The organism is Shewanella sp. ISS20 (assembly GCF_056522965.1).
In genome coordinates, this window is the sequence record NZ_JAWRZK010000001.1 from 2089556 (window position 1) to 2102570 (window position 13015).

General features: G+C 47.1%; 10 protein-coding genes. 8 read left to right on the plus strand and 2 right to left on the minus strand.

Features of this window, described 5'->3' with window-relative positions:
• The first annotated feature begins 202 nt into the window (after positions 1–202).
• Genes AC1HDP_RS09730 through AC1HDP_RS09740 form a run of 3 tightly spaced genes read left to right on the plus strand, consistent with a single transcriptional unit; the run spans position 203 to position 3026 of the window.
• Entirely contained in the window at positions 203–1360 is a 1158-nt protein-coding gene (locus AC1HDP_RS09730; RefSeq protein ID WP_479638597.1) for a Re/Si-specific NAD(P)(+) transhydrogenase subunit alpha, read from the plus strand.
• Between the two features lies 1 nt (position 1361).
• Entirely contained in the window at positions 1362–1637 is a 276-nt protein-coding gene (locus AC1HDP_RS09735; protein WP_140933540.1) for an NAD(P) transhydrogenase subunit alpha part 2, read from the plus strand.
• Positions 1638–1643: 6 nt separating this feature from the next.
• On the plus strand, positions 1644–3026 hold the full coding sequence (locus AC1HDP_RS09740; protein WP_479638598.1) for an NAD(P)(+) transhydrogenase (Re/Si-specific) subunit beta: 1383 nt from the start codon (positions 1644–1646) through the stop codon (positions 3024–3026).
• A 116-nt stretch (positions 3027–3142) separates the two neighbouring features.
• On the opposite strand, the gene AC1HDP_RS09745 is transcribed toward AC1HDP_RS09740, so the two are convergent.
• Both AC1HDP_RS09745 and hldE read right to left on the minus strand, forming a co-directional pair.
• A complete protein-coding gene (locus AC1HDP_RS09745; RefSeq protein ID WP_479638599.1) occupies positions 3143–4243 on the minus strand; it encodes a hypothetical protein in 1101 nt (366 codons plus the stop codon).
• A gap of 10 nt (positions 4244–4253) precedes the next feature.
• Positions 4254–5681, minus strand: coding sequence for a bifunctional D-glycero-beta-D-manno-heptose-7-phosphate kinase/D-glycero-beta-D-manno-heptose 1-phosphate adenylyltransferase HldE (gene hldE, locus AC1HDP_RS09750; RefSeq protein WP_479638600.1), 1428 nt, complete (start codon positions 5679–5681; stop codon positions 4254–4256).
• A gap of 103 nt (positions 5682–5784) precedes the next feature.
• Here hldE and AC1HDP_RS09755 point away from each other — a divergent pair, with 103 nt between their 5' ends.
• The 5 genes from AC1HDP_RS09755 (at position 5785) to AC1HDP_RS09775 (ending at position 12900) form a co-directional block, all read left to right on the plus strand.
• The gene (locus AC1HDP_RS09755) at positions 5785–6711 is read left to right on the plus strand and encodes an LpxL/LpxP family Kdo(2)-lipid IV(A) lauroyl/palmitoleoyl acyltransferase (protein WP_479638601.1); all 927 of its coding nucleotides are present in this window, start codon (positions 5785–5787) and stop codon (positions 6709–6711) included.
• A gap of 27 nt (positions 6712–6738) precedes the next feature.
• Positions 6739–7653 carry a L,D-transpeptidase family protein gene (locus AC1HDP_RS09760; protein ID WP_479638602.1) on the plus strand — a complete coding sequence of 305 codons (915 nt, stop codon included), beginning with the start codon at positions 6739–6741 and terminating at the stop codon, positions 7651–7653.
• A 248-nt stretch (positions 7654–7901) separates the two neighbouring features.
• Positions 7902–10583 (plus strand): family 20 glycosylhydrolase, encoded by a 2682-nt coding sequence (locus AC1HDP_RS09765; RefSeq protein ID WP_479638603.1) that lies wholly within the window; start codon positions 7902–7904, stop codon positions 10581–10583.
• Between the two features lie 521 nt (positions 10584–11104).
• On the plus strand, positions 11105–12517 hold the full coding sequence (locus AC1HDP_RS09770; RefSeq protein ID WP_479638604.1) for a glycosyltransferase: 1413 nt from the start codon (positions 11105–11107) through the stop codon (positions 12515–12517).
• A gap of 146 nt (positions 12518–12663) precedes the next feature.
• Entirely contained in the window at positions 12664–12900 is a 237-nt protein-coding gene (locus AC1HDP_RS09775) for a DUF3955 domain-containing protein (RefSeq protein WP_479638605.1), read from the plus strand.
• Positions 12901–13015: the final 115 nt, after the last annotated feature.

Here is a 13015-nt window from a genome sequence, read left to right on the forward strand (position 1 = left end):
AATAAAAACTGCAACATTATTCTATTTGGCTATATGAATTGTTCATGATTTACGCTACAAAAGTGTGACTTAGAGCAAACCTTTTGTATGAGCGCAGGATAAAAACTCAAGTTCATTCAAATTATTCTTGCTCTAAAAGCTAGGCTTGCCACAATAAGTGAATTTTTGTGATGACACACACAAACCAAATAGAGGTGGTCCTTTGATTATTGGAATAGTGAGAGAAACTCTCGCCGGTGAGCGGCGAGTGGCGATGATCCCCGCGCAGGTAGCACAACTTGTTAAGAAACAGCATCAAGTGGTAGTTACTCAAGGTGCCGGTGAAGCCGCGGGTTTCAGTGATGCTGATTATCAAGCCGCCGGAGCCAGTGTGCTGGCAAATAATTTAAGTGTTAGCCAACAGGCTGACATCGTTGCCGCCGTGAATGTGCAAGATGATGACTTAAGCCGCTTATGCGCTGAAGCTAAGCCATCACAAATCATCATAGGCATGATGGACCCGTTAATGAATGCTAAGGCGCTTAATGATGCCGCCGCTTCTGGGGTCACCACTATGGCGCTGGAATTAATTCCACGCATCACCCGCGCGCAAAGCATGGATGTTTTATCATCCATGGCAACCATTGCTGGCTATAAAGCCGTGATTTTAGCCGCCCATAAAGCGCCGCGCTTATTTCCTATGTTAATGACAGCCGCAGGTACCTTAAAGCCAAGTCGAGTGTTTGTGATGGGCGCAGGGGTTGCCGGTTTACAAGCATGCGCCACGGCCAAGCGTCTTGGCGGCGTCGTTGAAGCTTATGATATTCGCCCTGCGGCGCGTGAGCAGATTTTATCTGTGGGCGCGAAACCAGTTGAGCTTGACCTAGAAGCTGAAAACACTGAAACCGCAGGCGGTTACGCTAAAGAGCAAAGCGCTGAGTTTATAGCTAAGCAGCAACAAGCCATGAGCAAAGTATTATCAGTGCAAGATGTAGTAATCACTACCGCAGCGATTCCTGGTCGTAAGGCGCCTATCTTAGTGACTAAGGCTATGGTTGAAGCCATGAAGCCTGGCACTGTGATTATCGACTTAGCGGCAGAAACCGGTGGCAACTGCGAGCTCACTCAATTAGGTCAAGAAGTGCAGCACAACGGCGTACTTATTTTAGGTCCAAGCAATATCGCCTCATCTGCGGCTAACCATGCCAGCCAGATGTACGGCACTAACCTGTCAAATCTATTGAATTTATTGATAGATAAGCAAGGCGTGCTGCAGTTAAACCTTGAAGATGAAATCATTCGCGATACCTTAGTGACTCATCAAGGTGCGTTAGTTAACGAACGCCTGAAAGGCTTATTATCCCCAGTAGGAGCACAATAATATGGAACTGCTACTTCTTATCACCCTCTTTGTGGTGGCGGTATTTCTTGGTGTAGAACTTATCACTAAGGTGCCTCCAACCTTGCATACGCCATTAATGTCTGGCTCTAACGCGATTTCAGGGATTGCTATTGTCGGCGCACTGTTATCTGCCGGCAGCGAGCAAGGTATTTGGGTAAACATTTTTGGCTTTGTCGCCGTTACTTTAGCCACCATCAACGTGGTCGGTGGCTATATGGTCACCAACCGCATGCTGGCCATGTTCAAAAGGAAATAAGCCCAGATGAATATCACTATTATTTACCTCGCCTATTTGGTGGCGTCATGTTTATTCATTTTAGGTATCAAAGGATTAACTAAGCCAAGAACCGCGGTGCGCGGCAATCAGTTATCAGCCTTAGGTATGTTAATCGCTGTAGTTGTGACCTTAGTTGATAAGAGCATCGTTGATTATCAATGGATTATCGCAGGCCTTGTGGTCGGTAGTGCTATTGGCCTCTTCATGGCTAAACGCATTCAAGTAACCTCAATGCCGCAAATGGTGGCCTTGCTCAATGGTTTTGGTGGCGGCGCCTCGTTATTTGTCGCCTTAGCTAACTTTGTTGACCCGACGGCAGCCACCCACTTAGTGGCCTTAATTTCCATTGCTGCGACTGTAGTGATTGGCGGCGTGACCTTATCCGGCTCATTAATTGCCTTTGGTAAACTGCAAGAATTACTGTCTGGTAATCCTATTCGCATTCCAAGTAACAGCCTGATTAACGCCGCATTGTTAGTGGCAAGCTTAGTCTTGTCTGTGATGCTAGTGTTAGACCCAAGCAACCACGCATTGGTTTATAGCTTGATGGTTGTCGCCATACTGCTAGGTATCTTCTTAGTGTTGCCTATTGGCGGCGCAGACATGCCAGTAGTTATTGCCTTACTTAACTCATATTCAGGTATTGCCGCAGCCACTACTGGTTTCATCACAGGTAACACAGTACTGATAGTTTCTGGTGCGTTAGTGGGCGCATCTGGCATTATCCTGACGCAAATCATGTGTAAAGCCATGAACCGCAGCTTGTTTAACGTGTTGTTTGGCGTGATGGCTGAAGCGGGTGAAGTCGCCGATGCTGATGAAGTCTATGCCGGTAAAGTTAAATCTACCTCAGCGGAAGAAGTAGCCATGATGCTGGAAACAGCCACTAAGGTTATTATCGTGCCAGGTTATGGTTTAGCGCAGGCGCAGGCGCAGCACGCAGTGCGTGAATTAGCCTCAGTATTGCAAAAGCGCGGCACTGAAGTGACTTACGCTATTCACCCAGTGGCAGGTCGTATGCCAGGACACATGAACGTACTGTTAGCAGAAGCTGAAGTGCCATACGATCAACTGCTGGAAATGGATGAAGCTAACCCACAATTTGAGCAAACCGATGTTGCCATTGTGATTGGTGCCAACGATGTGACCAACCCTATGGCACGTGAAGACAAGGGCAGTCCAATTTATGGCATGCCAATTCTGAATGTCGATAAAGCGCGTAACGTCATTGTGGTTAAGCGCTCACTGAGCCCAGGCTTTGCTGGCTTACCTAACCCGCTGTTTGCTATGGATAACACCCTGATGTTATTCGGTGATGGTAAAAAGGCTATCGTGGAAGTGACCCAAAGCTTGAATGAAGCCGATTAATGGTGAATTCGCTTACGTTTGAGTTTAAAACCTAAGCAAACAAGCATAGACATCAATAATAACAAGCCGCTGTATTCAGCGGCTTGTTTTATGCCTGACACCTTCGCCAATAAAGACTAGTGAATAAATCCCTTAAACTCTTGCTGCCACTGCTGCAATTCATCTGCCGACAAAAAATGCGCAAAGGTTGGCGAGAGTAAACGCCAAGCTTGCTCGCGCCGCCACAATAAATATTGGCTCAAGACTGGGCCCTTGTGCGGTGCAAAACTTTGAGATATCAAACTTTGCAGTTCACTTAATTCAGCCCTTGGTGGTAATCGCCAGTGAGAAGCTTCACTGTCAATAAAGCGCATAAAGTCGCTAAAGGATGGATTTTGCCACGCTGACAGCGGCACCTCAGTTAATAAGCCATACAGCACAGGCACGCTCCAGTGCGATGCATTAGCCCTTGAGTTTAATAATGCTAAATTACGCCTATGGTATTGCTGCCAACCTAAACGTAAATCTCCAACATGCTGCACGCTGCGCCAAATGCTATAGATATCGGCCAAGGTCTCATGTTGAACAGCCTCATGTTGAGCAACTTCATGTTGAACCGCCTCATGCTGAGTAGCCTCGTGTTGAGTAACTTCATGCTGAACGGCTTCTTGCTGACTTAGACTGGCGTGAGCCGCAAATGCCAAGGCTTCGGGCAACACTCCCTCACCTTGCATTTTTTCCACCAGCAAATGGCCAATTTCATGCCACTCACTCATTAGCGCTTGCTCGGTTAACGGCAATTGCCAATAGCGACCACGGCAATAAGTAGAGACTTCAGTGGGAATATTGTGGGGCGCCAATAAGATCAAGCCAACATCTTGCTGAAATGTGCTAGTCCCTTGTGTTGATGGCGGCAAACTCACGCTGATACTCATGGCGCCATGCCATCCAAAGCTTGCCAGCATCTCATCAACGCTCGGCAAGGCTTGCTGCCAAGAGCGTGGCAACTGCGCCAAACACAAGTTGAGCTCTTTAGCGGCGCACACCTTTACTTGCTGGGCGAGCCAAGTGTCGATATCCGTCTTATCTGAAGCAACAGACGCATTCGCTCCATCCTCAGCATGGGCGCATAAAAAAGGCGCCACAGCAACAGCGGGCGCCCATAGAAATAGTAATAGCGATATCAAGGCGCGTTGGCGCCTAGCTTGATAAGGGCTGCGAGCAAACGCGCTTATCAAGCCAATACCATTATTGACGCGCCATAATGCGCTCAATGATCTTGGTGGTGGAAACCCCTTCTTCAAAGCACAAAACTTGCACTTGCCCACCTGCGGCTATCACTTCGGCGCCGCCAGCGATTTCATTCACTTTATAATCGCCGCCTTTGACTAATAAGTCTGGCAGTAAGCGCGCAATTAAACGCTGCGGCGTATCTTCAGTAAAAGGCACGACCCAATCGACTGACGCTAAGCCGGCTAATACCGCCATGCGTCTATCGGTTGGATTAACAGGACGTCCTTCGCCTTTTAAGCGCTTAACCGAAGCATCATCATTTACTGCCACGATTAAGCGATCGCCAAGGGCGCGCGCTTGCTGCAAGTAGCTGACGTGGCCGGCATGCAAAATATCAAAGCAGCCGTTGGTTAATACGACTTTTTCGCCGCGTAAACGCGCTTGTTCAAGGGCGTACATCAGCTGATCTTCACTGATAACTCCAAGACCAGATTCTTGCACTACGGCTAAGGCATTGATTAATTCAATGCGAGTAACGCTTGATGTTCCAAGCTTACCTACCACAATGCCAGCCGCAGTATTGGCTAAGGCGCAGGCTTTAGCTAAATCACTGCCCGCCGCTAACGCGCAGGCCAAGGTGGAAATTACTGTATCCCCAGCGCCTGTCACGTCATAGACTTCTTTAGCGACTGTGGGAATATGTAATTCCTGCGCGTCACGGGTAATTAAGGTCATGCCTTTTTCCGAGCGCGTCACTAATAATGCGGTAATATCAAAGGCAGCCAATAAGCCTTGCGCTTTAGCGACTAAGTCAGCTTCGTTAGTGACTTTACCAACCACAGCTTCAAACTCTGACATATTAGGAGTCAGTAAATACGCGCCGCGGTAACGTCCAAAATCACTGCCTTTAGGGTCGACTAACACTTTAACGCCCCTGGCATTAGCACTGGCAATCAGCTCAACCGGATTATCGATAGCGCCCTTGGCGTAATCAGACAACAGCATCACCTGACACGAATCGAGCTTAGCTTCGGCGCTCGCAGACAAACATTGGCTATCGGCTTGACTGAATTTTTGTTCAAAATCTAAACGGATAAGCTGCTGATTTCTTGATAAAATCCTAAGTTTGGTGATGGTAGGTTTGTCAGCAACCGTATGCCAATGACTATCGACACCCACAGCATCTAAGGCGCGGGAGAGAATAGTGGCGTTATCATCATTACCGGTAAGCCCGCACAATATAGCTTGGCCACCTAAGGTTGCAATATTGAGCGCCACGTTCGCCGCGCCGCCCGGTCTATCTTCAATTTGTTCAACCTGAACGACAGGGACGGGAGCCTCTGGAGAAATACGACCCGTCGGTCCCACCCAATATCTATCTAACATCACATCACCCACAACTAGCACGCGGGCTTGCTCAAAGGCTGGTAAGGAATGCTTCATAAGGCTCTATATATAATTCAGAAATTAAACGTAATTGTACCTAATTTTCTAACAAAAATGCGTTAGTATAACGGCTAATTTTTGCCTAATTTGAGAGAATGCTGTGGTTGAACAAGCTAAATTCTCCGCCAAACTCCTGCATCCGCGCTTTTGGTTAGTGTGGTTTGGAGTGGGGATTGCGAGATTACTCCTACTATTACCCCTACGCTGGCAGATGAAAATCGGCGCCGCGATTGGGCGTCTTGCCATGAAATTCGTTAAAAGTCGCGTCAATATTGCCAAACGCAATATTGAGCTTTGTTTCCCCCATTTAAGTCCATCAGAGCAAACAGCCCTGCTCACCCGTAATTTTGAAGAAACGGGCAAGGCCATTTTTGATACTGTGAGTGCTTGGTGGTGGCCAGACAGTAAAATTCATCGTCATATGCAGATTAACGGCCAAGAGTTTGTGGAAGAGGCGCGTGCCCAAGGCCATGGCGTTATTCTATTTGCTGTGCACTGCCTGCCGCTTGAGATGGGCGCACGTATTTTTGGGCAATTTCAACCTGGGGTTGGCGTCTATCGTCCCCATAACAACCCTGTGATTGAATACCTACAAGTCAAAGGGCGACTGCGTTCCAACAAGGCGCTAGTGCCTAAACGCGATATACGCCAAATGGTACGCAGCCTTAGATCCACAGATGTTATCTGGTACACGGCAGATCAAGATTTTGGCCGTTCAAGCGCCATTTTTATTCCCTTTTTTGCGGTTAAAGACGCGGCGACCATCACAGGTGCTTCGACCTTAGCCAAATTAGGTAAGGCCAAAGTATTACCTTTCTTTGTAGAGCGCAATCATGATGATAGTGGCTATAACATAGAAATAATGGCACCATTGACCGACTTTCCTGGTGAAAATGAAGTCGTAGATGCAACGCGTGGTAATCGCATCGTTGAGCAAATCATCAGTCGTAATCCGGCGCAATATATGTGGCTGCATCGCCGCTTTAAAACCCGCCCAGATATCGATACCCCTTCACTTTACCATTAACCCACTCGAGAGGATTAATTGCTACCTATGTTTAAACATCTAAGTGCCATCGGCTGTTGGTGGCTTGCTATGTTCAGCGCTCAGGCGCTAGCTGTCGACTATGCGTTGCCAAGTAAAGGTAGCAGCCTAGTGGGTGAAAACATCTATTACACTGTCCCTGAGGGTAAGTTATCCCTTGAAAGTATCGCGGCCGAATTTCAACTGGGTTTAACCAATCTTATCGAGGCCAACCCTGGGGTTGACCCATATTTGCCGCGCCCAGGTAGCACCTTAATCATTCCGCAGCAGCTGATTTTGCCGGCCACTAAACGTGAAGGTTTGGTGATTAATACCGCCGAAATGCGTTTGTACTATTACCCTAAGGGTAAAAACATAGTGCAAGTGTTACCTATTGGCATAGGCCAAATTGGTCGTGATACTCCTGAAAACTGGGTCACTAAGGTGTACCGTAAGCGCGCCAATCCAACTTGGACGCCAACCACTAGAATGCGCAAAGAATATGCCGCCAGAGGCGAGATTTTACCGGACGTTTGGCCGGCAGGTCCTGATAACCCGATGGGATTATTCGCCTTATATGTGGGCGATCTCTATGCCATTCACGGCACTAACGCCGATTTCGGTATTGGTTTGCGCGTAAGCCAAGGCTGCGTGCGTCTGCGTAATGATGATATCGCTGAATTATTCGCTGAAGTGCCCGTGGGCACCCGCGTAGAATTTATCAATGTGCCAATTAAGGCCAGTGTTGAGCCTAATGGTAATCGCTATGTTGAAGTGCATCAGCCATTATCGCGCTCAGAGCAAGAGTTTGAATCAGACGCTGTGGTGCCGTTAGATATTCCTAAAAATATCACCGCCATTATTGCCCATAAAGACACTGACTCGTTTGCCTTAAAGCGCGCATTAGAAGATAGATCTGGCATACCTACCCGTATTAGCCAGTAATAGTTCACGCTGCTCAATGCCGCAAACGCCTAAGCCCTGCTTAGGCGTTTTACTTTGCGGGGAGTTTTTTAATAAATCATAAAGCAATCATATTGTTAGTTAGTCAAATTAATCACAACCAAATGCGTTAAATTATTAGCATTAACAAACACAACAATTTAACATTGAGCGCAATTATGTGGCCGCATGATGAACTAAAGGTTAGATATCAAGCGCTTGGCTACTAACAAGCTCAATAATGGAGTGTGATGATGCGAAAAAGTTTAGTTACCTGCACCCTGCTGTCACTGCTAACCGCCTGCAGTCAAGTTCCCCGCAGTTCACCAAGTACGGCCAATCACTTAGCTGAAACTTTATCGCTTAATTATCAAGTGGTCACCATTAATGGCGAGCATCAAGACCCAAGCTGTCAGCGCCTTGGCGCCGAATGGGGCAATTGCCATATCATCAAGCTTAACTTGCATGCCAGCGACACTATCGCCCCAACAACAGATTGGAGCCTGTATTTTCATAGCGTCCGGCGCGTATTAGCCGTTGATAATCCAGATTTTCGCGTCACTCGCATCACAGGCGATTTACATAAGCTCGAACCGACCAAGAGCTTTACAGGCTTTAGTCGCGGCGCCACCATCAGCATTCCGTTAGTGGCTGAATTTTGGTCGCTGTTTGAATCTGACTTTATGCCAAGGGCATATATCATAGCGGGTGATAGTGAGCCCAAGCTGCTAAGCGCCACAGATACAGAAGACTTAAGCGCCTTGGTGAGCCCCATTGCTGCTAATGGTCAGTTACGCACTCCAGATGACAGCAATATTATCGCCACCGCCCACAGCCGTTTTGATAACAATAGTGACATAAGCTTATTAAGCACAAGCCAACTGCGTGGCCAAATCTTACCAACCCCATTAGCGCAAACATTGGGCAGCGAAGATGTCATGCTTACAGCTGGCATTCACTTTACTCATCAGGGGTTAAGCCCTGTTATGTTAGAGGCAATATCCCAGCAGGCTCGCACTTTAGGCATTGCGCAAGGTAAGTTAGCCGTTAATATTCGCCTTGATAGTGCAAGCTTTGAGGCCAAGTTACAGCAACCCGGCGCTTATCAACTCGAAGTTACGCCAGCAGGCGTAGAAGTCATTGGTTTTGATGCCATAGGCGCGTTTTATGGGGTGCAGTCTTTCTTCAATGCCATTGAATTTAATCCGAGCACACTTAAGCCGATGCAAATTGCTTCGATGCAAGTGATGGATGCACCGCGCTATCAATACCGCGGCTTGATGGTGGATGTCGCTCGCAACTTCAGAAGCCAAGCAGCAATACTGCGCACGATAGAGCAAATGGCAGCAATTAAACTCAATAAGCTTCATTTACATTTAAGTGATGATGAGGGCTGGCGTCTTGCTATTGCTGATTTACCTGAATTAACCACTATCGGCGCTAAGCGCTGCCATGATCTCAGTGAGCGCACTTGCTTGTTGCCGCAATTAGGTTCAGGGCCTGCGACTAACAATCAAGGCAGCGGCTTTTATAGTCGCGACGAGTATATTGAAATAGTCCGCTTTGCCGCCGCTCGCGGTATTGAAGTCATTCCTGAATTTGATATGCCTGGACATTCTCGCGCCGCCGTAGTTTCTATGGAAGCGAGATATCAGCGCTTAATGGCGCAAGGCAACACACAAGCGGCCAATGAATATCGCTTAATCGACCCCTTAGATACCTCCAATGTTATGACAGTACAGTTTTATGATAAAACCAGCTTTATCAATCCTTGTCTGGCCTCATCGACTCGCTTTGCCAGTAAAATCATCAGCGAAGTTAACGCCATGCATCTTGAGGCTGGCGCGCCCTTAACCACTTGGCATTTTGGTGGTGATGAAGCTAAAAACATTCAACTTGGTCAAGGCTTTCAAGATACTAATGCCGCTGCGCCCGACACGTGGCGCGGCACCATAGATTTGAGCGCACAAGATAAACCTTTTGCTAAATCGCCTGTGTGTCAGCAGCTGATTGCCAGTGGCGCCGTCACAGATGCCGCGCACTTGCCAAGCTATTTTGCTAAACAAGTGTCCGCCATCGCCAGCAATCAAGGCATAGGTCATTTCCAAGCTTGGCAAGATGGACTCAAATACGCGAAAGACGCTGCCGCCTTTGACAGCGATGTCATTCGGGTCAACATCTGGGAAACCTTATATTCAGATGGCGCCAAAGCGGCCTACGAATGGGCTAACAAAGGGTATCAAGTAGTGATCTCAAACCCAGATTATGTCTATGTCGACATGCCCTATGAAGTTGACCCTAAAGAGCGTGGCTATTACTGGGCGACGCGCGCTACCGATGAGCGCAAAATGTTTGGTTTTGCCCCGGCCAACTTGCCACAAAATGCCGAGACATCAGTAGATAGAGACGGTCACAGCTTTAACGCCCAAGGCGTAACAAATGCCCCGCCATTTCATGGACTATCAGTGCAGTTATGGAGTGAAACCGTTAGAACCGATGAACAATACGAATACATGGTGTTTCCGCGCCTGCTAGCGGCCGCCGAGCGTGCTTGGCATCAAGCCAGCTGGGAATTGCCTTATCAGGTGGGTATTGAATTTAATCAAGCAACGACACGGGTCGATGACGAGGCGCAACTGAGCGACTGGAGCCGCTTTGCCAATATTTTAGGTCAGCGGCAATTGCTTACGTTAGATAAACATCAAGTGCAATATCGCGTGCCGGTGCCTGGTGCCAAGATTATTGAGGGTAAACTTAATATCAACCTCAGCCTGCCGGGATTACCACTGCAATATTCTCTCAATAACAGTGACTGGCTAGACTATAGTGCCAAGGCGCCGCCAGAGATTAATGGCAAGGTATGGGTGCGAGCTTTAAGTGCCGATGGCAAACGCATTGGCCGCGCTATTAGTGTGCCTTCTGTCAGTCAATAGGCTGACAGCGAGCCAGCAGCAAGAGGTCATTCATATCGCTAATCTATCGGCTGGCTTGATACTGCCTAGATATGTTAACGATTACTAGGCAGCGTTAACATATCAACTAGCCACGCCAGAAATGTCGTTTAGGGGGAGTTATTGGCGACAATAACCCCCTTAGGTGAAACCCATACCCTTTGTTTAAAATCATTGACTTAACCAGCAGTACACATTAACCACCACTAAATTACCCATACCTAAAATAGCTTTCCCCCAGTCGCAAAATGCCAACCACCACAGCGAAAAACCACGCAAACTGCTCAAAAAACGAGTGATTTGTCGCAGCTTAACCCCCACGAATGTGACGCAGATCCCAAATTAATAGCTAATTAATAATGACTTGTGTAAAATCCGCGGCATTCTCGGACATCATTTAAAAAAAAGAATACAATTGAGACAACTAACAACCTGTTTGGCAAAGAAAATGCCGGCTTTTATTAACACTTTTATTCATGCGTCAGTGAACATTGGATTATTTTATGATGTCAAATAAATATAAAACTGATGAAAGCGCTAAATCTTTTTATCGTGCCGCCGACTGGCTGTATTTGCCATTGTTGTTTGTGGTCACTATCACCAGCGCTATTTTGGTGTATCGACAAATTAACGTGCCGATCTCGTCGGCAGACAGTCTATTGCAATGGGTGCTGCATGATGCATTCGCGTTATTCTTAGTAGGTTTCAGCTTAGTATTATTGATTTGGCAAGTGAGCTTTGCCGTGCGTTATAAGGCTTTTCCAAGCGTTGCGAACGAACAGTTACCGACTATGACTGTGGTTATTCCGGCCTATAACGAAGGTTCACAAATTCTAGATACTGTCCGCAGCGTTATGGCCAGTGACTATCCCAAAGATCGCTTACAAGTGATTTGTGTGGATGACGGCTCTAAAGATGACACTTGGAAGTGGATAAATGCTGCACATCAAGAATTTAGTGGCATTACCATCATTAAACAGCCGTTTAACCAAGGCAAGCGCTGCGCCTTATTAGTAGGTTTCGCTAAGGCGACTGGTGATGTCATAGTCACTATTGATTCGGATTCTGAAGTATTAACAGATACCTTAGCTAATATTGCCAGCCCGTTTGTACTGGATAAACGCGTCGCATCGGTTGCCGGGCACGTGCGAGTATTGAATTTAGATCAAGGCTTTATTCCTAAAATTCTTGAAGTCTCTTTTACCAGTGCCTTTGATTTTATTCGCGCCGGCCAAAGCGTTTATGGTGGTGTGTTTTGTACCCCAGGCGCATTATCAGCCTATCGCGGTAGCGCTTTGATGCCACTGTTAGATGAGTGGTCAAAGCAAACCTTTATGGGCAAACATGCCACTATCGGTGAAGATCGCGCGCTAACCAATTTAGTCTTAGCCAATGGTCATCGCGTGGTATATCAGCGCAATTCTGTAGTACTCACCAAAGCGCCATCTAATTTTGGTTCACTGCGCCGCATGTTAACTCGCTGGTCTCGCAGCAGTGTGCGCGAAAGTTTAGTGATGTTTAGCTTTGTGTTTAAAAACTTCAGAAAGAGTGGCGAAGGCGCCAATTGGATCCGCTTTTTCAGCGTAACCCAAGTATTCCGCTTAACCGTATTTGAAGCGATGAAATGCGCCTTAGTGGTGGCTATCATCATGAATACTGCCAGCGCACTACAGGCCATTTTGTACGCCAGCCTATTTGCAACCATCATTCCTGGTACTGTGTACTATTTACGTCACCGCACCACCTTTGGTTATCGCTGGGCATTGCCTTATACCTTATATTGGTTGTTCTGTTTATCTTGGATCCCATTATGGGGCATGTTTACCGCCAGCAATTCTGGTTGGTTAACCCGCACCCTACCAGATACAAACTCACCACTTGAAAGCAAAGAAGAAGAAATCGCTAAAAAGGCCTAATAGACATAGCTAGGCATAACTAAACATAAAATAGAGAGGCGGCGTGAGCTAGGTTCCTAGTGACTGAGATACCAGAATGCGCCGCCTCAATATTGATCTAAGTGAAGACTCTAACAGCCTCTAAAATCAGTAACAGGTTCTAACTCATGACGCGCTGGATAAGGTTTAACGCTTGGGCCGGCTGGATATTCGCAGCCCTTGGCTTAGTTTTGTTGGCCATTGAGAATATCTGCTATCAATACGTGGACGATACTGGCTTATTGCACGAAAGTTTGTTGCTACCTTTAGGATTTACATTGGTGTTCATCGGCTTATTTATGCTCACTTTAGCCCTATGCGCCCTAGTGTTAAGCAGAATACGTAGTCACATTGAGCGCCAATAACGGCGTGTTACTCGCACAATCAAGGCCAAAATACTAACAGTTAATTTGATTAAGCCATGCAAGCTAAACACCAAACGCTCGCCTCAATAAATGCCACATTACTCCCAATATTGCC